The organism is Serratia sp. BNK-4, from assembly GCF_048685115.1.
In the GTDB taxonomy this organism is placed as follows: domain Bacteria; phylum Pseudomonadota; class Gammaproteobacteria; order Enterobacterales; family Enterobacteriaceae; genus Serratia; species Serratia bockelmannii.
The window spans coordinates 2934137-2954020 of sequence record NZ_JBLQTM010000001.1 but is presented as its reverse complement, the minus strand read 5'-3'; the positions used below and the strand labels follow the sequence as shown (position 1 = coordinate 2954020).

Genomic DNA, 19884 nt, shown 5'->3' with positions numbered 1-19884 from the left:
CATGCGCGAGATCGTAGATACCGGGCTGCCGGAGATCGGCCAGCCTTTTTCCTGGGCCACCCGGGGCGGCGGCATGCTGTTTACCGCTCACGGCCCGGTGCGGGCGGACGGCAGCATCGACACCGGCGCGCCGGAGCGACAGATTACGCTGACCTTCGATAATCTGGCGCAGACGCTGAAGGCGGCGGGCAGCCACAGCGATAAGGTTCTGCAGGTGATCGTGTATCTCACCGACGTCAACGACGTTAAATGTCTCGATGATATTTACCGGAAATACTTTAATTATCCTTATCCCAATCGCTCCACGGTCATTGTCGAAAAATTGGTGGTGCCGGGAATGAAAATAGAAATTACCGTCAGCGCCATCGCCTGATTTAATTTCTTCTTAAGTTCGCCTTTATATTAATTCAATAACGAGTTAAGGATGTGTCATGTTTAAACAGATTGCACCTTCCGCGGCCGATCCTATTATGTCGCTGATGGAAGCCTATTTGCAGGACCCCAATCCGCAAAAAGTGAATTTAGGCATTGGGCTGTATTACGACCGACAGGGGAATATTCCGCTGATGCAGGCGGTTGAGGCCGCCGAGCAGCGGTTGCTGGCGCTGCGCCGCCCGCACGGCTACCCGCCGATCGAAGGTTCGCCGCAGTTCGCCCGCCAGGTGCAGGCGCTGCTGTTCGGTGAGCAACAGGCGGCCGAGATCGCCACGGTGCAGACCGTCGGCGGCTCCGGCGCGTTGAAGCTGGCGGCGGATTTTTTGCGCCACTTTCTAACGCGCGGCGAAATCTGGGTGTCCGATCCCACCTGGGCCAATCACTGGGCGATTTTCGAAGGCGCCGGGCTGCGGGTGAATACCTATCCCTACTTTGATGAAGCGGCGGGCGGCCTGCGTTTCGCCGCCATGCTCGACGCGTTGGACAGCCTGCCGCCCGGCAGCGTGGTCTTGCTGCACCCGTGTTGCCATAACCCGACCGGCACCGATCTGACGGCGGAGCAGTGGCGCGCCACGCTCGCCGTGCTGCAGCGGCGTAACCTGCTGCCGCTGTTCGATATCGCCTATCAGGGCTTCGGCGACGGGCTGGAGGAGGACTGCTTTGCGTTGCGCGAAGCGCTGAAAACCGATCTGCCGTTTTTGGTCTGCAATTCGTTTTCCAAAAACGTCGCGCTGTACGGCCAGCGTCTGGGCGCGCTGTCGGTGCGCTGCGCCGACGCGGAAAATGCCGCCAACGTCAAAGGGGCGTTAAAAACGCTGATCCGCCGCAGCTACTCCTGCCCGCCGACGCACGGCAGCCAGATCGTGGAAACCCTGCTCGGCGACGCCGAACTTGGCGAGCTTTGGCGCAATGAGCTGGCAGAAATGCGCTCGCGCATCAAGCAAATGCGTGAACAGCTGGCCGCCGGGCTGGCGCAGGGTGGCTCTTCGCTGGATCACCGGCGTATTCGCGATCAGCGCGGCATGTTCAGCTATACCGGCCTGAACGAAGCGCAGCTGCAGACCCTGCGGCAGCGCTATGCCATCTATCTGGTCTCGCCCGGCCGCATGTGCCTGCCGGGGCTCAATCCCGGCAACATTGACTATGTGACCGCCGCCATTCTCGACGTCACCCGTACCGCCTAACTCCGCTCGGGAACCCAGCCATGCCACAGATGAATGATTTTGAGCATATCGCCCGCCGTCAGGGCGGGTTGAACAAGCATCTTACCGCCGGGCAGATGTCGATGCTGGCGATCGGCGGCGCCATCGGCACCGGGCTGTTTCTCGGCAGCGCCTACGCCATTCAGATGGCGGGGCCGTCGGTATTGTTGAGCTACCTGATCGGCGGCGTCATTGCGCTGCTGCTGATGGGCAGCCTGGCGGAGATGACCTCCGAACACCCGACGCCCGGCTCGTTCGGCGACTACGCCGAATTCTATCTCGGCCCGCTGTTCGGTTTTCTGGTGCGTTATTCTTACTGGTCCTGTGTGGTGCTGGCGGTGGGTACCGAAGTCACCGCCATCGGCATGTACATGCAGTTCTGGTTCCCGGCGACGCCGACCTGGCCGTGGGTGCTGCTGTTCTCGGCGGCGGTGATCGTCGTCAACGTGATCGGGGTGAAGTCGTTCGGCCAGGTGGAATACGCGCTGTCCACCGTCAAAGTGACGGCGATCGTGGCGTTTATTCTGATCGGCATCGGCATTCTGGCATTCTCGGGCAACCCGGCCTACGGCCTGCGCAACCTGACCGCCGGCGGCTTCATGCCGTTTGGCGTCAAGGGCATGTGGTTCGCGGTGATCGTGTCCATCTTCAGCTACCTGAGCATTGAAATGATTGCGGTGGCCGCCGGCGAGGCGAAAAATCCGGTGATTGCGGTGAAGGCGGCGTTCAAGGGCACCATCGTGCGGCTGTTCATCTTCTACATGCTGTCGATCGCCCTGATGCTGGCCATCGTGCCCTGGCGCCAGTCCGGCACCGGCGAAAGCCCGTTCCTGATGGCGATGAACGTGATCCATCTGCCCGCCGCCGCCGGTATTTTCAACTTTATCGTGCTGGTGGCAGCGCTGTCGGCAATGAACAGCCAGCTGTACATCACCACCCGCATGATGTTCTCGCTGTCGCGTGCCGGGCAGGCGCCGGCGGCATTGGGGCGCGTCAGCCGGCGCGGCATTCCGGTCAATGCGTTGGCGATGTCGTGCATCGGTATCGTGGTGTCCATCGTGCTGAGCCTGGTGGCGCCGGAAACCTCGTTCGCCGCCATGATGTCTATCTCGGTGTATGGCGCCTGCTTTACCTGGCTGATGATTTTCGTCACCCACCTGTTCTTCCGCCGCCGGCATCGGCAGACCCACCTGAAGTTCCGCATGTGGGGCTTTCCCTATACCACCTTGCTCGGCGCCGGGCTGATGGCGGCGCTGATGATCTCGACGGCGTTTACCGAATTCTTCCGCATGACGCTGTGGTTCGGCATTCCGTTCACCTTGCTGCTGGTGGTGGCTTATCACTTCCAGAGCCGCCGCGCGGCTACACCGTCGCCGTTCAAGGCGCCGGAGGTGGAGTAATGAGGTGGAGTAATAAGGGGAGGGGCTGAGGCGCATCTCAGCCCCGGGGATTAAAGCTGGCTTTTCGGGATCAGGTGGTCGCCGAAGCTCAGGCGTTGGCGGCCCGGTTCGATTTCGGTCAGCGGCGCCACTTCGTGCAGCGAGGATTTGCAGCGCTGTACCAGATCCTGATACTCGCGGGTGCCGGCGATCTTCCAGGCCAGCTCCTGTTCGGTCAGATCGCGCAGCACGCGCGCCGGGCTGCCGACCACCAGCTTGTTGGCTTCGATCACCGCCGCGGCTTTGACGAACGCCATCGCGCCGACGATGGTGTTCTCGCCGATCTCCGCACCGTCCATCACCACCGCGTTCATGCCCACCATCGCGTTGCGGCGAATGCGGCAGCCGTGCAGGATGGCGCCGTGGCCGATATGGCCATCTTCTTCCACCACCGTGTCCTGCTGCGGGAAGCCGTGCATCACGCAGTTGTCCTGAATGTTGGCGCCGTCGCAGATTACCAGGCGGCCAAAATCGCCGCGCAGGCTGGCGTTCGGGCCGATATACACGTGTTTGCCGACGATCACGTCGCCGATCAGCACCGCCGTCGGGTGCACGTAACTGCTGGGGTCAACGACCGGCGTCAGGCCGTCAATCTGATACACAGGCATAGCGTGAGTTCCTTAATATGTAGGGTCGCGCGGCAGGCCGCCAAAGCGCCGATAGTAGCCGGCGGCCGGTGCGGGCAGGGCGCCGATGGTGGTCTCCGCCAGCGCGCTGACGTACTCCGTCGCGGCGCGATCGACCTGCTGATAAAGGTTGATGCACAGGTTGCGGGCGATCTGGCCCTCCCACTGCGCGGGCAGCAGCGCGTCCGGCAGCAGCGGATCTTTCAACACCACGCGACGGAAGAAGTGAATCAATAATAGCTTAATCTGGAAACCGCGCAGCGGCGTCAGCGCCGCCGGGTCGACTTCGCGCAGCAGCGCCATCAGCGGCCGGAAGGAGACGATAAACTCGTGATAGCCGGCCGCCACATCGCTGAGCGACCAGCAGTCGGCCACCAGTTTCTGCAGCGTTTGCTCGGAGCGGTTGTAGGGGTAATCGGCGCGAAAGTAGATCACCTGCTCACTGGCGTTCAATTCGCCGAGCAGCGCCGTCACGTCGGTTTGCGCATGGGTGGGGGCGGCCATCAGATTGTTGGCGATCTGCCCGAACCCGAGCCAGCCCAGCTCTTTTTTCAGCCGCGCGCGCGCGTTTTTTTCGGCGCATTCCAGCAGCAACAGCTCCCACTTGCCGTCCCAGGCGGGCTGCTCGCGCAGATAGATTTTCGATTCGGCGTGGCGGAACTGGCGCATTCCCTGCTCGGTCACGCGGTAGAAGCTGCGGCGGCCGATTTTCTCCACCGCCAGCCAACCCTCTTTCTGCAGGCGGAACACCGAGGTGCGCACGAAGCGATCGCCGAAACCGAAGGCCTCCAGCAGCGCGCTCAGGCTGCCGAGCCACACTTCGCCGCCGCGGTGGCTGAGCGCGTCGCCGTACAGCGAAATGATCAGCGAGGTGCCGCTGATCGGCTGCGCGTCGACGGCATGGCGAATGAACTCATCCAGTTTATGTTCCATATTTTTCCATGGGTTAGCCTTCGATGAGCCATAACATTACGCCTAATTTGGGGCGGCGTCATCCGTGACGCCGTGCGCCTCAGCGCGGCCGCAGATCGACCACGCGCTGCGCCTTGCCTTCCGAGCGCGGAATATCGCCGCAGTTGGCGATGCTGACGTCGGTGCTGACGCCCACGATCGATTTGATGTGGTGGCGCAGCTGGTGGCAGATATCGCAACGCTGCTGGTGGCTGAGGCTGAGCGCCGACTCCTTGAGCTCGACGCGCACCGCCAGCGTGTCCAGATGCCCGCTGCGGCTGACCTGCAGCTGGTAGTGCGGCGACAGCTGCTCGAACTGCATGATCTGCTCTTCCACCTGCGACGGGAAGACGTTGACACCGCGAATGATCAGCATGTCGTCGGAGCGGCCGGTGATCTTGCCCATGCGGCGCATCTGGCGCGCGTCGCCCGGCAGCAGCCGAGTAAGATCGCGGGTGCGGTAGCGGATAACCGGCAGCGCCTCTTTAGTCAGGGTGGTGAACACCAGTTCGCCGTGCTCGCCGTCCGGCAGGGCAATGCCGGTTTCCGGGCAGATGATCTCCGGCAGGAAGTGGTCTTCCCAAATGGTCGGGCCACCGCCGCTCTCCAGACACTCCATCGCTACGCCCGGCCCCATCACTTCCGACAGGCCGTAAATATCCAGCGCCTTGATGCCCATGCGGGTTTCGATTTCGTGGCGCAGGGCTTCGGTCCAGGGTTCGGCGCCGAACACGCCGAGCCGCAGCGAGCAGCCGCGCGCATCGCCGCCCATTTTGCGCTCCAGTTCGTCGATCAGCGTCAGGCAATAGGACGGCGTCACCATGATGATGTCGGGCTTGAAGTCGAGGATCAGCTGCGCCTGGCGCTCCGTCTGGCCGCCGGACATCGGGATCACCGTCGCGCCGAGCCGCTCTGCGCCGTAGTGCGCGCCGAGGCCGCCGGTGAACAGGCCGTAGCCGTAGGCGACGTGCACCTTGTCTTTGGCGGTGGCGCCGCCGGCGCGCAGGCAGCGGGCGACGATATCGGCCCAATTATCGATGTCGCGCTGGGTGTAACCGACCACCGTCGGGCGGCCGGTGGTGCCCGAGGAGGCGTGGATGCGCACCACCTGTTCCATCGGCACCGCGAAGGTGTCGAACGGGTAGTTGTCGCGCAGATCCTGCTTGGTGGTGTAGGGGAAGCGCGCCAGATCGCTCAGCTGTTTGAGATCGTCGGGGTGTACGCCGGCCTGGTCGAATTTGCGTTTGTACATCGGCACATTGTCGTAGGCGTGGTGCAGCGTCCACTTCAGACGCGCCAACTGCAACGCTTCAATCTCATCGCGCGAGGCGAATTCGATCGTTTCGAGGGGCTGTGGATTTATTGTCATGGTTAGCCTCAGGGGTCAGACACGCTCAATGATCATGGCGATGCCTTGGCCTACGCCGATGCACATGGTGCACAGGGCGTAGCGGCCGGCTCGCCGTTCCAGTTCAAACAGGGCGGCTAGCGCCAGGCGCGCGCCGCTCATGCCCAACGGATGCCCCAGAGCGATCGCGCCGCCGTTGGGGTTAACCTGTGGGGCATCGTCCGGCAGGCCAAGCTGGCGCATCACCGCCAACGCCTGGGCGGCGAACGCTTCGTTCAATTCGATGACGTCCATCTGCGCCAGGCTCAGCCCGGCGATCTCCAGCACCTTGCGGGTGGCCGGCAGCGGGCCGATGCCCATCAGCCGCGGCTCTACGCCGCAGGTGGCGGTGGCGACGATGCGCGCCCGCGGCGTCAGCCCCTGGCGTGCTGCCATCGCTTCAGAGGCGACGATCAGCGCCGCCGCGCCGTCGTTCAGGCCCGAGGCGTTGCCGGCGGTGACGCTGCCGGGCTGACGGAACGGGGTTTTCAGCGCCTGCAACTGCTCGAAGGTGGTGTCGGCGCGCGGGTGTTCATCCTGGCTGAACAGGGTGACCGCGCCTTTTTTGCCGGTGAGGCTGACCGGCGCTATCTCCTGCGCCAGGTGGCCCAGCGCCTGCGCCCGGGCGGCACGCTGCTGGCTGCGCAGCGCAAAGGCGTCCTGATCGGCGCGGCTGATGTTGAACTGCGCCGCGACGTTTTCGGCGGTCTCCGGCATCGAATCGGTGCCGAACTCGGCCTGCATCCGCGGGTTGACGAAGCGCCAGCCGAGGGTGGTGTCGTACAGCTGCGCCTGGCGGCTGAAGGCGCTGTCGGCCTTGCCCATCACCAGCGGCGCACGGGTCATCGATTCCGCGCCGCCCGCCAGCAGCAACCCGGCGTCGCCGGCCTTGATGCTGCGCGCCGCCATCGCCAGCGCATCCAGGCCCGAACCGCACAGGCGGTTCACCGTGGTGCCGGAAACGCCGATCGGCACTCCGGCCAGCAGCAGCGCCATGCGTGCCAGGTTGCGGTTGTCTTCCCCGGCCTGGTTGGCGCAGCCGAGGATCACGTCGTCCAACTGCGCCCAATCCACCTGCGGATGGCGTTCCAGCAGCACGCGCAGCGGCAGGGCGGCGAGATCGTCAGCGCGCACCTGGGCCAGCGCGCCGCCATAGCGACCGATCGGGGTGCGCACGCCGTCGCAGATAAATGCCTGATTCATGCCTGATCTCCTAAAATACTGTGGCCGAGGCGGTGCGCGCGGCCGCGGAACCAGGCGACGGTTTTGCCCAGTTGGTTGACGATCTCGACGTCGTACAGCCCGGTGGCTTTGCCCTGGTGGCGCACCGCCGCGCTGGCGGTGAGGCGATCGCCGGCCAGTGCCGGGCGGACGAAATCGATGCTGCAGCCGGAGGCCACCGCCGCCAATCCCTGGCTGTTGCAGGCGTAGGCGAAGGCGGTATCCGCCAGGCTGAACAGCTGGCCGCCGTGGCAGGTCTGGTGGCCATTGAGCATCTGCGGGCCGACGGTCATGCTGACCTGTGCGTACCCTGCATCGACGGCGTCGATATGCATCCCCATCGCCTGAGCGCAGGTATCTTGCTGGAACATCTGTTCGGCGCAGCGCTGAGCCAGCGCGCGCGGCGTATTGGCGTTCATCGTTCGGCTCCTGAGAAAGAGGCGGGGGAAGCGTAGCGGCGCAGCAGTGGCATCGGGCGATAGCGCGCTTCGCCGTAATAGCGTTGCAGGTTTTCCAGCGTCGTCAGAATGTGGCGCCAGCCGAGCGCGGCGCCCCAGGCCAGCGGGCCGCGCGGATAGTTGACGCCGCGCAGCATCGCCAGATCGGTATCTTCGGCGCCGGCGACGCCTTTGTTCACCACGTCGAGCGCTTCGTTGGCCAGCATGGCCAGAGTGCGCATCGTCAGCAGGCCGGGATAATCCGGCAGTTGAATGACCTGCTTGCCGAGGGACTGCAGCAGGCGAATCGCGTTGGCATTGTGTTGCGCGCCGTTTTGCGCAGCGCAGCTGATGGCGATGGCGGAGGCATGCGCATAGTCGGCACAGAGATCGAACAGCACCACGGGCGTTCCACGTTCGTCGGCCAGTTGGCCGGCGGTTTTACCATTGGTTAACATCATTGTAACGTCGTCGATCGTGAGGTACGGGCTGGTCTGGCCAGGTTGTTTGATCGCCCCCGCATTTTCGATCAACAGTTCCGCCAAATCGGCCAGCGAAGACCAGTCGCCGTGCAGCGTGACGCGTTGCGGCGGCGCGGCCTGCGCCGGCGGCGCAAAGGCGATCATCTCTGCGGCGGGCCGTTGCGCGTCGTAGCGGTAGAAGCCGCGGCCGGATTTGCGGCCGAGATGTCCGGCGGCCACCAGCTCCTGCTGCACCAGTGAGGGGGTGAAGCGCGGATCCTGGTAGAAGGCCTGATACACCGAGTCGGTCACGGCGTAATTGACGTCCTGGCCGATCAGATCGGTCAACTGCAGCGGGCCCATGGCGAAGCCGCCGGCGTCGCGCATGACTGCATCCAGGGTGGCGGCGTCGGCCACCCGTTCCTCCAGCGCGCGCAGGGTTTCGGCGTAGAATGGCCGCGCCACGCGGTTGACGATGAATCCCGGCGTCGAGCGGCATACAACGCTCTGCTTACCCCAGCGCTGCGCCAGGGCCTGCAGCGCGGCGAGGGTCTCTACCCCGGTCTCCAGACCGCTGACGATCTCCACCAGCTTCATCAGCGGCGCCGGGTTGAAGAAGTGCAGCCCGGCCATGCGCGCCGGGCGCTGCAGTGCCCCGGCGATGGCGGTGATTGACAGCGAGGAGGTATTGCTGGCGAACAGCGCCGTGGGCGAGCAGACCGCTTCCAGATCGCGGAACAGGCTCTGCTTGATCGCCAGATTTTCCGCCACCGCTTCAATCACCAGTGCGCAGTCGGCCAGCTGCTCGAGCGAATCGGCGCATTCGAGGCGCGCCAGCAGCGCTTCGGTGGTCGCGGCGTCGGCCTTGCCGCCGTCGACCCGCTGGCGCAGGCGGCGAGCGAGATCGTCGATCGCGCGCTGGGCGGCGGCGGGCGCGATGTCGAACAGCCGCACCGGATGGCCGGCGGCAGCGGCCACCTGGGCGATGCCGATGCCCATGGTGCCGGCGCCGATCACCGCCACCTGGCCATTAAGAAGGGGCGCGTTCATGGCTATTTCCCGCTGAAATTTGGCGTGCGTTTGGCGAAGAACGCGCTGACGCCTTCGCGATAGTCGTCGCTGCGGCCCCCCAATCGCTGCAGATCGCGCTCCAGATCGAGCTGTTGATCGAGGCTGTTGGTGGCCGAGCTGTAGAGGGCTTTCTTGATTAGCCCCAAACCGTAGGTCGGCTGGGTGGCCAGATGGCGCGCCAGCGTTTGCGTGCGGTCGGCCAATTCATCCGCCGGCACCACCTGCCAGATCATGCCCCACTCCAGCGCCTGCTGGGCGCTGATTTTGTCACCCAGCAAGGCCATGCCCATCGCGCGGGCGTGGCCGGCCAGCCGTGGCAGGAACCAGCTGCCGCCGGAATCCGGCACCAGCCCCAAACGGCAGAACGACTGAATAAAGCTGGCGTTGTCGGCGGCGATGACGATATCGCACGCCAGGGCCAGCGCGGCGCCGGCGCCGGCCGCCACGCCGTTGACTGCGCATACCACCGGTTTCGGCAGGGCGGTCAGGCGGCGGATCAGGGGATTGTAGAAACGTTCGACCGACAGGCCGAGATCCGGCGCCTGTTGATCGGCGCTGACGTTGCGATCGTTGAGATCCTGCCCGGCGCAGAAACCGCGCCCGGCACCGGCGATCAGCAGGCAGCGCACGCTGTCGTCGCGCTCGGCTTGCGTCAGCGCTTCGCTCAGCTGGCGATGCATCTCGTCGTTAAAGCTGTTGAGCCGATCCGGCCGGTTGAGGGTCAGCGTCAACACGCCGGCGTCGAGATGGCTGAGAATCAATGCGTTATCCATAAATCAGCGCCCCTGATAGTTTGGCGTACGTTTTTCGAAAAAGGCGGCGATGCCTTCGCGGCGATCGTCGGTGGCGGCCAGGGTGACAAATTGCTGACGCTCCATCGCCAGCCCCTGGCTAAGGCCGATTTCCTCGGCCTGTTTCAGCGCCTGTTTGGCGGCGCGCAGCGCCAGCGGCGCCTGACGGCTGATGCGATCGGCAATCTGCTGCGTGCGTTCCAGCGTCAGGGCATCGACGCACACTTCGCTGAACAGGCCAGCCTGCAGCGCGGTGCGGGCGTCGATGGCTTCGCCGGTCAGCACCATCTGGCTGGCGCGCGCCTTGCCGACGCAGCGGATCAGGCGCTGGGTGCCTCCGGCCCCCGGCATCAGGCCGAGGGTGATCTCCGGCAGGCCGAAGCGGGCGCTTTCGCCGCCGATAACGATGTCGCAGGCCAGCGCCAACTCGCAGCCGGCGCCCAGGGCATAGCCGTTCACCGCCGCCAGCAGCGGCTTGCTGAACTGCGCCAGCCGCTGCCACAGCTGCGGACGGCGATCCGCCAGCGCGGCCGGCAGATCCTGCTGTTGCAGTTCGCGCAGATCGGCGCCGGCGGCGAAAAAGCGCGCCGCGCCGGCGATCACCACGGCGCCCACGCCGCTGTCGGCATCTGCCTGCTCCAGACGGGCAACCAGCTGTTCCAGGCACGGCGTGCTCAGGGCGTTGCGCGCCTCCGGGCGGTGCAGCGTCAGCGTGACCACGCGGTGTTGCTGCTGATGCAAAATAAAGGGGGTATCCATCGCGGCTCCTAGACGTCGAAGTCCAACACCACGCCGTCGCCTTTCGGCCACGACTGGCAGCTCAATACGTAGCCCGCCGCCAGCTGATCCGGCTCCAGGCTGTAGTTGACGCCCATCTCCACCTGGCCGGCCTTCAGACGGCATTTGCAGGTGGCGCACACGCCGCCTTTGCAGGCGTAGGGCAGATCGGCGCCCTGGCGCAGCGCGGCATCGAGAATGCTGTCGTCCTGTTCGCCGATCTCGATATCCAACCGGCGGCCGTCGAGCAGAATGGCCACCCGGGTAGCGTTGCGATCGCCGCTGTGGCGCGGGCGGGCGACCAGGCCGCCGGTGTTGAAGCGTTCACTGTGGATGTGATTGGCCGGTACGCCGGCCTGCTCCAGCACGGTTTGCGCGTCGTCCATCATCGATTCCGGCCCGCAGATAAAGGCGTGGTCATAGTCGCGGAAATCCAGCAGCGCGCCGCCGATCGCCGTCAGGCGTTCACGGTCGATGCGGCCGCTGAGCAGCGGGCTGTCGAGACTTTCCTGGCTGAACAGGTACAGCGGCTGAAAACGCTGCGGGTAGCGGTTTTTCAGATCCGACAGCGCCTCTTTGAACATCATTGAACGGCTGTTGCGGTTGCCGTAGATCAGGGTGAAGCTGCTGCCCGGTTCGAGCAGCAGCGTCGCCTTGATGATCGACAGCATTGGCGTGATGCCGGAGCCGGCGGCGATCGCCAGGTAGTTGCCGTGGCGCTCTGCCTGCGGCTGGTAGCCGAAGCGCCCCTGCGGCACCATCACCTCCAGTGCGTCGCCGACTTTCAGCATGCGGTTGACGAAGCCGGAGAAACGGCCCTGATCAATCGCTTTTACGCCGATCTGCAGCAGGCCTTCCTGCGGCGAACTGCAGATGGAGTAGCAACGCCGCAGTTCTTCGCCGTTGACTAGCGCCTTGAGCGTCAGGTGCTGGCCGGGGGTATAGCGGTATTGGTTTTGCAGCTCTTCAGGCACCCGCAGGGTGATGGCTACGGCGTCCGGCGTTTCGCGCTCGATGGCGGCGACGCTCAGGCGATGAAAGACCGTCATGGTGTCAGCGCTCCTATATGCATTTGAAATAGTCGAACGGTTCCCGGCAGTCGCAGCAGCGGTACAGCGCTTTACAGGCGGTGGATCCGAACTCGCTGATCTTCTCGCTGTGGGTGCTGCCGCAGCGCGGGCAGGCGACCGGGCCGTGGGCATGCGGCCGATCGCAGGTGTGGCCCTGCGGGGGCGCTACGCCGTATTGCCGCAGCCGCTCGCGGGCGTCGGCGTTCATCCAGTCGGTGGTCCAGGCCGGGCTGAGGCGAATGTCCACCTGCACCGGGCTGAAACCGGCGGCCGCCAGCCGCTGCTCGATAGCGTTGAGCAAAAATTCGGTGGCCGGGCAGCCGGAATAGGTTGGGGTGAAGGTCACGCGCCAGCCGCTGCCGTCGCGTACCACGTCGCGCACCATGCCCAAATCGGTGATCGACAGCACCGGCAGCTCGGGATCGCTGATCTGCTGCAGGCAGTGCCAAATCTGCGGGATTTCGGCGGGTTGCAAACGAGTGACGTTCATCGCGGCCTCCTACCACTGACTGTTTGGGTAGGCGCGCTGCAGGAACTGCATCTCCGCCAGCAACGGGCCGAGGTGTTCGCTGTGCTGACCTTGCTTGCCGCCGTGACGGAACGCCTGCTCAGCGGGCAGCGCCAGCGTCGCCTGCCGCAGCGTCTCTTCCACCTGCGCTAGCCAGGGGGCCTGCAGCGTGCGCGGATCGACGGCGATGCCTTGTTCCGCCAACGCCAGTTCCAACGCGTCGGCGTGGAACAGCTCGGCGGTAAAGCGCCACAGGTTATCCAGCGACTGTTGGATCTTGCGGTGGCTGATGTCGTTGCCGTCACCGAGGCGGATCATCCAGCCGTGGCTGAAGCGCAGGTGATAATCGGCCTCCTTCAACGATTTGGCGGCGATGGCGGCGATCTGCGCATCGCGGCTGCGGCTCAGCGCCTGGTGCAGCTGCACGTGGTAGGCGTCGAGCAGGAATTGGCGCACCAGCGTGTCGTTGAAACCGCCGTTCGGCTGTTCCGCCAGCAGCAGGTTATGGAACTGGCGCTCGTCGCGGCCGAAGGCCAGGCTGTCTTCGCTGCAGGGCGGCCCGGCCAGTTCGGCGGCGTAGCCCAGGAAGTGGCGCGCCTGGCCGAGCAGATCGAGACCGATGTTGGCCAACGCCAGATCGATTTCCAGTTCGGGCGCGTGGCCGCACCAGGCGCACAGACGCTGGGCGAGGATCAGAGGCGTGTCGCCCTGGCGGAGCAAATAGCTGATGCGCGGATCGTTAACCGTCATGGTCGCCTCTACATGTTCTTGATGCCGTCGGGGATGGTGTAAAACGTCGGATGACGGTAGATCTTGTCTTCGGACGGATCGAAGAACGCGCCGCGATCTTCCGGCTGCGAGGCGATCAGATGGCGCGATTGCACCACCCAGATCGAACAGCCTTCGTTGCGGCGCGTGTAGGCGTCGCGGGCGTTTTCCAGCGCCATTTGGTCGTCGGCGGCGTGCAGGCTGCCGACGTGGCGATGCGCCAACCCTTGTTTGCTGCGGATAAACACTTCATACAGCGGCCATTCAACGTGGCTCATGATCTCGGTTCCTTATGTTGGCTATGCGGCGGAAGCGGCGTTTTTCGCGGCGTGGGCCATGGCGCCGTCGCGCACCCAGGCGCCGTCTTCCCAGGCGCGGCGTTTGGCCTGCAGACGTTCGTGGTTGCATTGGCCGCGTCCTTTGATCACTTCATGCAGTTCGCTCCAGTCGATCTCGCCGAAGCGATAGTGGCCGGCGGCCTCGTCCCAGGTAAGACTCGGGTCTGGCGCCGTCATGCCCAGCGCCTCAAGCTGCGGCACGGTGTTGTCGACGAATTTCTGCCGCAGCTCATCGTTGCTGTGGCGTTTGATTTTCCACGCCATGCTCTGGGCGCTGTGAGGGGAGTCGGCGTCGCTCGGGCCGAACATCATCAGCACCGGCCACCAGAAGCGATCGATGGCGTCTTGCAACATCGTGCGCTGCGAATCGCTGCCGTGGGCCATCGCCATCACCGCCTCGTAGCCCTGGCGCTGGTGGAAGCTTTCTTCTTTGCAGATTTTCACCATCGCCCGCGCATAGGGGCCGTAGGAGGCGCGGCACAGCGCTACCTGGTTGACGATGGCGGCGCCGTCGACCAGCCAGCCGATCACGCCGATATCCGCCCAGTTGAGCGTGGGGTAATTGAAGATGGAGGAATACTTCATCTTGCCGTCGAGCATCTTTTGGTAGATGTCCTGGCGCGAACAGCCGAGGGTCTCGGCGGCGCTGTAGAGGTACAGACCGTGGCCGGCCTCATCTTGCACTTTGGCCAGCAGCACCGCCTTGCGGCGCAGCGTGGGGGCGCGCGTCAGCCAGTTGGCTTCCGGCAGCATGCCGATGACTTCCGAGTGGGCGTGTTGGCCGATCTGCCGAATCAGGTTCTGACGGTAGGCGTCCGGCATCCAGTCTTTGGCCTCAATGGCGATATCCGCCGCGATCTTGTCGTCGAAATGCTGCTGATATTGTGCGTCAGTTGTCATGCTCGCCTCTTGGTGATTCGTGTTTTTCACATTAGATATAAAAATGTGAATCACTTTAACTAACCATAAGGCTACAAACTGATAACAAAAAGATCAAACGAGATTCATGTGGTTTTGCGAGTTCACTCACAAGGTTTTTTGTTATTTTGTTGATTTAATTTGATAAATAAAACCATCAATTCCGTATTAATGACAGGGTAAGCGGCTTGAAAACGGGTTTTGTTCTGTTTTTGTTAAAATTTGATTTGGCGTTGACTGGCATTTATGTGATACGTAATTAAGCTGTAGGGTGAAAATTTATGAATTTTGGAGGGCACATGCAGCAGTTACACAGTTATCTATCTGGCGCCTGGGTGTATGGGCAGGGAGAGGGCCGCGAGATCCGTCACGCCGTGACCGGCGAAGCGCTGTACCAGGTCTGCTCCGACGGCCTGCCGTTAGCGGCGAGCCTGAGCTATGCCCGCAGCCACGGCGGCCCGGCGCTGGCGAACATGACATTCCAGCAGCGCGCCCAGATGCTGAAAGCGGTGGCGAAACACCTGCTGGCGCATAAAGAGGCGCTGTATCAGATTTCCTATCAAACCGGTGCGACGCGCAGCGACGGGTGGGTCGATATCGAAGGCGGCATCGCCACGCTGTTCGCCTATGCCGGCATGGCCGGCCGCGATCTGCCGGATGATACGCTGTGGCCGGAAGACGAGTTGATCCCGCTGTCGAAACAGGCGCAGTTCGCCGCCCGCCACGTGCTCACTTCGCGCCCTGGCGTGGCGCTGCACATCAACGCCTTCAACTTCCCGTGCTGGGGCATGCTGGAAAAACTGGCGCCGACCTGGCTGGCGGGCATGCCGGCCATCATCAAGCCGGCCACCGCCACCGCGCAGCTGACGCAGGCGATGGTCAGGCTGATCGTCGACAGCGGGCTGGTGCCGGAAGGGGCGTTGCAGTTGGTTTGCGGCGGCGTCGGCGACATGTTTGCGCACCTGGATTATCAGGATGCGGTGACTTTCACCGGCTCGGCGCAGACCGGGCAGCGGCTGCGTGCGCATCCGCGCCTGCTGGAAAAATCGATCGCCTTCACCATGGAGGCGGATTCGCTCAACTGCTGCGTGCTGGCGGAGGACGTGACGCCGGAGATGCCGGAGTTTGCGCTGTTCATCAAAGAAGTGTGCCGTGAAATGACCGCCAAGGCGGGGCAGAAATGTACTGCGATCCGCCGCATCATCGTGCCGGCGGCGCAGGTGACGGCGGTGCGTCAGGCCTTGTTGCAGCGCCTGGCGGGGGTGACGGTGGGCGACCCGCAGCTGGAGCCGGTGCGCATGGGGGCGTTGGTCAGCCACGAGCAGCGTGAGGATGTGCAAAGCAAGGTAGAGTTCCTGCTGCGCAATGGTTGCGAACCGCTCTGTGGCGCGGCGCTGGATAAGCTGGAGATCCTGGGCGACGGCGCGCGCGGTGGGGCGTTTTATCCACCGACCCTGCTGTATTGCGCCGATCCGTTCACCCATCAGGCGGTGCACGGCACCGAGGCCTTTGGGCCGGTGGCAACGCTGATGCCGTATGCTGATACCGAGCAGGCGATCGCGCTGGCGTTGCTGGGGCAGGGCAGCCTGGTGGGATCGCTGGTGACCGCCGATCCGGCGTTGGCCAAGCGCTTCATTCGCGCGGCGGCCTGCGCCCACGGCCGAATGCTGATTTTGGATGAACAGGCGGCGGCGGAGTCCACCGGCCACGGTTCGCCACTGCCGATGCTGGTACACGGCGGCCCGGGGCGCGCCGGCGGCGGGGAAGAGCTGGGCGGACTGCGTGCGGTGAAGCACTATATGCAGCGCACGGCGATCCAGGGCAGCCCGGCGATGCTGGCGGCCATCGGCGGCGAATGGGTGCGCGGCGCGCCGGTCGCCGAGCATCCGGTACATCCGTTCCGTAAATACTTCGAGCAGCTGCAGCTGGGCGACAGCCTGTTGACCGCGCGCCGCACCGTGACCGAAGCGGATATCGTCAACTTCGCCTGCCTGAGCGGCGATCATTTCTACGCGCACATGGACAAGATCGGCGCCGCCGATTCCCTGTTCGGCGAGCGAGTGGCGCACGGTTACTTTGTGGTGTCCGCCGCGGCCGGGCTGTTTGTCGATGCCGCCGTCGGGCCGGTGATCGCCAACTACGGCATGGAGAATCTGCGCTTTATCGAACCGGTGAAGATCGGCGACACCATTCAGGTGCGGCTGACCTGCAAGAAGAAAATCCGCAAGCCGCAAAAAACCGCCGAGGATCGGCCGCACGGCGTGGTGGTGTGGGATGTGCAGGTGTTGAATCAGGAACAGCAGCCGGTGGCGCTGTACAGCATCCTGACGCTGGTGGCGCGCCAGCAGGGGGACTTCGAGGCGTAATACGCGTTTGCCGCCGCCGGCAGGCCCGGCGGCGGCAATCTATTCAGATCAGCGGCTGACCGCGCAGCTGTTCCAGCACTTTCAGCGGCGAGCGCTGCGGATCCTGCATCTTGTTCACCGGCAACAGGAAGGTCTGTTCCAGCATAAACTGGCCGCCCATCGCGGCGTGCGGCGTTTGATCCGAGAAGCAAATCCAACTGCTGCCCGGCGGAAACGCCAGCGCCAGCTGCGGCCCCTGCTGCTGATAATCGCCGTCGGCCTTCATGGCGTCATGCAACTGCAGCATCAGGTGGTCATAATGGCTGCGGCGGGTTTTGGTGATGCGTACCCGGTGCTGCAGCCAGCTGCTGAAGGCGGAGTAGCGCGCCAGACGCGGCATGAAGCGTTGCGCCAGCTCAGGGAACGGTTCGCCGACGCGCCATTGGCGATGTTCACCGTGCGGATTGATGTTGGTGAAAATGCGCAGAATGCGTTCGCCGTAGTTCGGGCGCGACGGGAAAGCGTCAACGTGCAGGCGGCTGTCGTCTTTGCGCCAGGAACTGGTCGCCCGCCAGGCGGAAACCGGGTGCAAACGCAGGCTGCCGGTCGGATGGTGCAGCGCCTCCTGATACTCGGGCAACAGCCCGGCGATCAGCTGGCGGCACGACTGGTAATAGCGCTCCAGCAGTTGCTGAACCTGCTGCCGGCGTTCCGCGACGGCGACGCCGGTCAGCTTGCCGGACAGCGGCTGATAGCTGATGTTTTTGCGCTTCGGATCGACCAACGTCGGATCCAGCAGTGGCATTTCCTGTTCAGACAGGGTGAAGGCCAGCTCGGGCAGAAACAGTACCTTGCCCTGTTCCAGTTCGCTGACCGCGCTGGATGCTTCCGCTGCCGCCCATTGTCGCAACGGCAGCGTCAGGACGGCCTGTTCACGCATAATATCGCCAGTAGGCATGAGATCTCCTCGCAAATCTATATCGCTTTATTCCCGTCTTTCAGGTTGCCGCGTGATTGGCTGCACTGGCTTGCGCAGTGGCTGGCTGGAGCGGCGTCAGCAGGCCGCTCAATTGCAACGTGAAATTTGTGGGTTCTATTATGGATGTATCAGCAGGGCGCAGTGCGCCGAAGCGTGCGATGGCTTCCTGATAGAGAGAATATTCCCAATAAGGATATCACCGGCAATACCAATGAAAAGTAAACGAGGGCTAAACGGGGCTGCGCGTAGGCACGAATAATCAAAAATGGCACGAATTGTCTGCGGAATGGTGTATTTTTTATCTTATTGAATTGTAATGGAAATAAATATGCTGCTTATTTATTGGCGTTATTTCATTCAAATAGCAGGGCAAACCGGGGAAATAATGTTGCGGAGTGGAATTATTTCATCTTGTCGGGAATAAATCGGGCCGCCAAATTTGGAGACCCGATTATTGATTAAGCACCGTAAATGCAGTTTTTGCCTTTTTTCTTGGCCTGATACAGCGCGCTGTCCGCCTCATTGATAAAGCTGATCGGCGTATCGTTATACATATGTGGCACTTTGGCGCAGATGCCGATGCTGATGGTGACGATGCCGTGCGGGTTGCCCTGATGCGGGATCTTCAGATCGCGTACCGCCTGGATGACGCGTTCGGCGAAAATCAGTGCGCCCTGAATGTCGGTATCCGGCAGGATAATCCCCATCTCTTCGCCGCCGTAGCGCGCTAAAACGTCGTTGCTGCGGCACGCCAACCCTTTGAGCGTTTGGCCGATCTGCTGCAGGCACTGGTCCCCGGCGACGTGGCCATAGCTGTCGTTGTACTGTTTGAAATAGTCGATATCCAGCATCAGCAGCGCCACGCTGCGGTAGTTGCGCGAAGCCCGCGCCAGCTCGTTCTTCAGCGCGATATCAAACTGGCGGCGGTTGGCCAGCCCGGTCAGGCCGTCCAGCAGCGCCAGTTCTTCGAGCATCTGGTTGATGCTGGTCAGCTGATCGCGGGTGCGCATCAGCTCGGCTTCGGTTTGCATGCTGTGCTTGATTTGCCGCAGCAGCACCATGCCCATCGCCAACAGGATCATCAGCAGCGAGAGGCCACCGGCGGCGAACAGCCCGGCGTCGGTGCGCCAGTCCGCCAGCGCGTCGCGTTTCGACAGCCCGGCGGCGATCACCAGCGGAAAGCGGTTGACCCGCGAATAGCCGTAGATGCGCTCCACTTTGTCGTACAGCGAGGTGATGGTGGCGTTGCCGAATTCCGAATGCGGCAAAATTTCGCTGAACAGCACGCCCTTGGCGATGTTTTTACCGATCGACGCCGCCGAGTAGGGGCGGCGGTAAAGGATGGTGCCGTCCGCCAGCAGCAGGTTCAGCGAGGCGTCAGTGTTGAGGGCGAAGCTGTCGTAAAACTGGCGGAAATAATCGACGTACAGCGTCGCCAGCACCACGCCGCCAAAGCTGCCATCCGGGTGGTTGAAGCGCCGCGAAACGGGAATGATCAGATCGCCGGTGGTGCGGCTGCGGATCACCTTGCCGATGTACAGGCCGCCGCCGTCGCGGTTTTGATGGTATTTGAAGTAATCGCGATCGGCGTTGTTGGCGTTCTTGATGAATTTGCCCGAGGAGGTCGCCAGCCAGCGGCCGCGCGCATCGTAGAGAAACAGCCCATGCAGCTGCGGCAGGTTGCCGACCTGCGTCTGCATGACGCGCTGCAGCCGCGTCAGCTGCGATGGACCCAGCCCGTCGTTCTGGAGACGTTCGGTCAGATCGAGCAGATTGCCGTCCACCTGCATGAAAGTATCGTCGGCATGCTGCGCCAGCGAACGGGCGAGGTTGGCGGATTCATGCTCGGCGCTGCGCAGATCGCGCTGGTGCGCGTTCCAGATTTGCCAGCTGTTAAAGAGGATCAGCGTGGCGGCAACGATGATGACAAACACGCCGGCCTGAAATAATAATGGGGAGCTTTTAACGCTGCGCGGCGGCACGGCATCCTGTATGGGTTGCTGCTGAGTCATGTCACCCTTGTTGTTTGATTACTATTTAGTTCGAGTTAAGAGCAATCTTATATTTTATGCATAAACGCGCCAGACCTCTAGCCCTTAACGAGGCGATAAGGCGAAAGGGCGATCGCAACCCGCATTTGCGGCGGCGTGAACGCGAAGG

At 63.3% G+C, this 19884-nt stretch carries 19 protein-coding genes; 4 read left to right on the top strand and 15 right to left on the bottom strand.

All coding sequences use genetic code 11. The features are described from left to right. Position 1 precedes the first annotated feature (1 nt). From ACMGGW_RS14155 to ACMGGW_RS14145, 3 genes are read left to right on the top strand one after another with little or no spacing between them, the layout of a single operon-like run. Positions 2-373 carry a RidA family protein gene (locus ACMGGW_RS14155; protein WP_025303374.1) on the top strand — a complete coding sequence of 124 codons (372 nt, stop codon included), beginning with the start codon at positions 2-4 and terminating at the stop codon, positions 371-373. A 58-nt stretch (positions 374-431) separates the two neighbouring features. Next, positions 432-1619 carry an aromatic amino acid transaminase gene (locus ACMGGW_RS14150; RefSeq protein ID WP_049209451.1) on the top strand — a complete coding sequence of 396 codons (1188 nt, stop codon included), beginning with the start codon at positions 432-434 and terminating at the stop codon, positions 1617-1619. Positions 1620-1639: 20 nt separating this feature from the next. Beyond that, positions 1640-3037: an amino acid permease gene (locus ACMGGW_RS14145; RefSeq protein ID WP_025303372.1), complete on the top strand. Its 1398-nt coding sequence runs from the start codon at positions 1640-1642 to the stop codon at positions 3035-3037. 50 nt (positions 3038-3087) lie between these two features. Here ACMGGW_RS14145 and paaY read toward each other — a convergent pair whose 3' ends face one another. From paaY to paaA, 13 genes are all read right to left on the bottom strand, one after another. After that, positions 3088-3684, bottom strand: a complete 597-nt coding sequence (gene paaY / locus ACMGGW_RS14140) for a phenylacetic acid degradation protein PaaY (protein WP_021505794.1) — start codon at positions 3682-3684, stop codon at positions 3088-3090. A gap of 12 nt (positions 3685-3696) precedes the next feature. Further along, positions 3697-4635: a phenylacetic acid degradation operon negative regulatory protein PaaX gene (paaX, locus tag ACMGGW_RS14135; protein ID WP_025303371.1), complete on the bottom strand. Its 939-nt coding sequence runs from the start codon at positions 4633-4635 to the stop codon at positions 3697-3699. A gap of 79 nt (positions 4636-4714) precedes the next feature. Continuing rightward, a complete protein-coding gene (paaK, locus tag ACMGGW_RS14130) occupies positions 4715-6022 on the bottom strand; it encodes a phenylacetate--CoA ligase PaaK (protein WP_016927188.1) in 1308 nt (435 codons plus the stop codon). A gap of 15 nt (positions 6023-6037) precedes the next feature. Beyond that, the gene (gene pcaF / locus ACMGGW_RS14125; RefSeq protein WP_025303370.1) at positions 6038-7243 is read right to left on the bottom strand and encodes a 3-oxoadipyl-CoA thiolase; all 1206 of its coding nucleotides are present in this window, start codon (positions 7241-7243) and stop codon (positions 6038-6040) included. Then, positions 7240-7680, bottom strand: a complete 441-nt coding sequence (gene paaI, locus ACMGGW_RS14120) for a hydroxyphenylacetyl-CoA thioesterase PaaI (RefSeq protein WP_016927190.1) — start codon at positions 7678-7680, stop codon at positions 7240-7242. Before paaI ends, pcaF begins: the two co-directional genes overlap by 4 nt. Continuing rightward, positions 7677-9209 carry a 3-hydroxyacyl-CoA dehydrogenase gene (locus ACMGGW_RS14115; protein WP_089181059.1) on the bottom strand — a complete coding sequence of 511 codons (1533 nt, stop codon included), beginning with the start codon at positions 9207-9209 and terminating at the stop codon, positions 7677-7679. The genes paaI and ACMGGW_RS14115 overlap by 4 nt, the downstream gene beginning before the upstream one ends. A 2-nt stretch (positions 9210-9211) precedes the next feature. Further along, entirely contained in the window at positions 9212-10003 is a 792-nt protein-coding gene (gene paaG, locus ACMGGW_RS14110; protein WP_043140507.1) for a 2-(1,2-epoxy-1,2-dihydrophenyl)acetyl-CoA isomerase PaaG, read from the bottom strand. 3 nt (positions 10004-10006) lie between these two features. After that, entirely contained in the window at positions 10007-10780 is a 774-nt protein-coding gene (paaF, locus tag ACMGGW_RS14105) for a 2,3-dehydroadipyl-CoA hydratase PaaF (RefSeq protein WP_420279517.1), read from the bottom strand. Positions 10781-10788: 8 nt separating this feature from the next. Further along, positions 10789-11847 carry a 1,2-phenylacetyl-CoA epoxidase subunit PaaE gene (gene paaE / locus ACMGGW_RS14100; RefSeq protein WP_164067378.1) on the bottom strand — a complete coding sequence of 353 codons (1059 nt, stop codon included), beginning with the start codon at positions 11845-11847 and terminating at the stop codon, positions 10789-10791. Between the two features lie 13 nt (positions 11848-11860). Next, entirely contained in the window at positions 11861-12358 is a 498-nt protein-coding gene (gene paaD, locus ACMGGW_RS14095) for a 1,2-phenylacetyl-CoA epoxidase subunit PaaD (protein WP_025303365.1), read from the bottom strand. 9 nt (positions 12359-12367) lie between these two features. Continuing rightward, complete coding sequence (gene paaC / locus ACMGGW_RS14090) at positions 12368-13126, bottom strand: 1,2-phenylacetyl-CoA epoxidase subunit PaaC (RefSeq protein WP_025303364.1); 759 nt, start codon at positions 13124-13126, stop codon at positions 12368-12370. A gap of 8 nt (positions 13127-13134) precedes the next feature. Continuing rightward, positions 13135-13422 (bottom strand): 1,2-phenylacetyl-CoA epoxidase subunit PaaB, encoded by a 288-nt coding sequence (gene paaB / locus ACMGGW_RS14085; protein ID WP_004935173.1) that lies wholly within the window; start codon positions 13420-13422, stop codon positions 13135-13137. A gap of 21 nt (positions 13423-13443) precedes the next feature. Beyond that, the gene (gene paaA, locus ACMGGW_RS14080) at positions 13444-14382 is read right to left on the bottom strand and encodes a 1,2-phenylacetyl-CoA epoxidase subunit PaaA (protein WP_197832301.1); all 939 of its coding nucleotides are present in this window, start codon (positions 14380-14382) and stop codon (positions 13444-13446) included. A 317-nt stretch (positions 14383-14699) separates the two neighbouring features. On the opposite strand from paaA, the gene paaZ reads away from it, so the two are divergent. Beyond that, positions 14700-16766: a phenylacetic acid degradation bifunctional protein PaaZ gene (gene paaZ / locus ACMGGW_RS14075; protein WP_197832300.1), complete on the top strand. Its 2067-nt coding sequence runs from the start codon at positions 14700-14702 to the stop codon at positions 16764-16766. A gap of 43 nt (positions 16767-16809) precedes the next feature. Here paaZ and ACMGGW_RS14070 read toward each other — a convergent pair whose 3' ends face one another. After that, positions 16810-17703, bottom strand: coding sequence for a Kdo hydroxylase family protein (locus ACMGGW_RS14070; protein ID WP_043140530.1), 894 nt, complete (start codon positions 17701-17703; stop codon positions 16810-16812). A gap of 479 nt (positions 17704-18182) precedes the next feature. Then, positions 18183-19736: a sensor domain-containing diguanylate cyclase gene (locus ACMGGW_RS14065; protein WP_025303360.1), complete on the bottom strand. Its 1554-nt coding sequence runs from the start codon at positions 19734-19736 to the stop codon at positions 18183-18185. Positions 19737-19884: the final 148 nt, after the last annotated feature.

Coding starts and splice junctions, on each gene's coding strand:
- ACMGGW_RS14155 (WP_025303374.1), top strand. CDS start 2: ATGCGCGAGATCGTAGATACCGGGCTGCCGGAGATCGGCCAGCCTTTT.
- ACMGGW_RS14150 (WP_049209451.1), top strand. CDS start 432: ATGTTTAAACAGATTGCACCTTCCGCGGCCGATCCTATTATGTCGCTG.
- ACMGGW_RS14145 (WP_025303372.1), top strand. CDS start 1,640: ATGCCACAGATGAATGATTTTGAGCATATCGCCCGCCGTCAGGGCGGG.
- paaY (WP_021505794.1), bottom strand. CDS start 3,684: ATGCCTGTGTATCAGATTGACGGCCTGACGCCGGTCGTTGACCCCAGC.
- paaX (WP_025303371.1), bottom strand. CDS start 4,635: ATGGAACATAAACTGGATGAGTTCATTCGCCATGCCGTCGACGCGCAG.
- paaK (WP_016927188.1), bottom strand. CDS start 6,022: ATGACAATAAATCCACAGCCCCTCGAAACGATCGAATTCGCCTCGCGC.
- pcaF (WP_025303370.1), bottom strand. CDS start 7,243: ATGAATCAGGCATTTATCTGCGACGGCGTGCGCACCCCGATCGGTCGC.
- paaI (WP_016927190.1), bottom strand. CDS start 7,680: ATGAACGCCAATACGCCGCGCGCGCTGGCTCAGCGCTGCGCCGAACAG.
- ACMGGW_RS14115 (WP_089181059.1), bottom strand. CDS start 9,209: ATGAACGCGCCCCTTCTTAATGGCCAGGTGGCGGTGATCGGCGCCGGC.
- paaG (WP_043140507.1), bottom strand. CDS start 10,003: ATGGATAACGCATTGATTCTCAGCCATCTCGACGCCGGCGTGTTGACG.
- paaF (WP_420279517.1), bottom strand. CDS start 10,780: ATGGATACCCCCTTTATTTTGCATCAGCAGCAACACCGCGTGGTCACG.
- paaE (WP_164067378.1), bottom strand. CDS start 11,847: ATGACGGTCTTTCATCGCCTGAGCGTCGCCGCCATCGAGCGCGAAACG.
- paaD (WP_025303365.1), bottom strand. CDS start 12,358: ATGAACGTCACTCGTTTGCAACCCGCCGAAATCCCGCAGATTTGGCAC.
- paaC (WP_025303364.1), bottom strand. CDS start 13,126: ATGACGGTTAACGATCCGCGCATCAGCTATTTGCTCCGCCAGGGCGAC.
- paaB (WP_004935173.1), bottom strand. CDS start 13,422: ATGAGCCACGTTGAATGGCCGCTGTATGAAGTGTTTATCCGCAGCAAA.
- paaA (WP_197832301.1), bottom strand. CDS start 14,382: ATGACAACTGACGCACAATATCAGCAGCATTTCGACGACAAGATCGCG.
- paaZ (WP_197832300.1), top strand. CDS start 14,700: ATGCAGCAGTTACACAGTTATCTATCTGGCGCCTGGGTGTATGGGCAG.
- ACMGGW_RS14070 (WP_043140530.1), bottom strand. CDS start 17,703: ATGCCTACTGGCGATATTATGCGTGAACAGGCCGTCCTGACGCTGCCG.
- ACMGGW_RS14065 (WP_025303360.1), bottom strand. CDS start 19,736: ATGACTCAGCAGCAACCCATACAGGATGCCGTGCCGCCGCGCAGCGTT.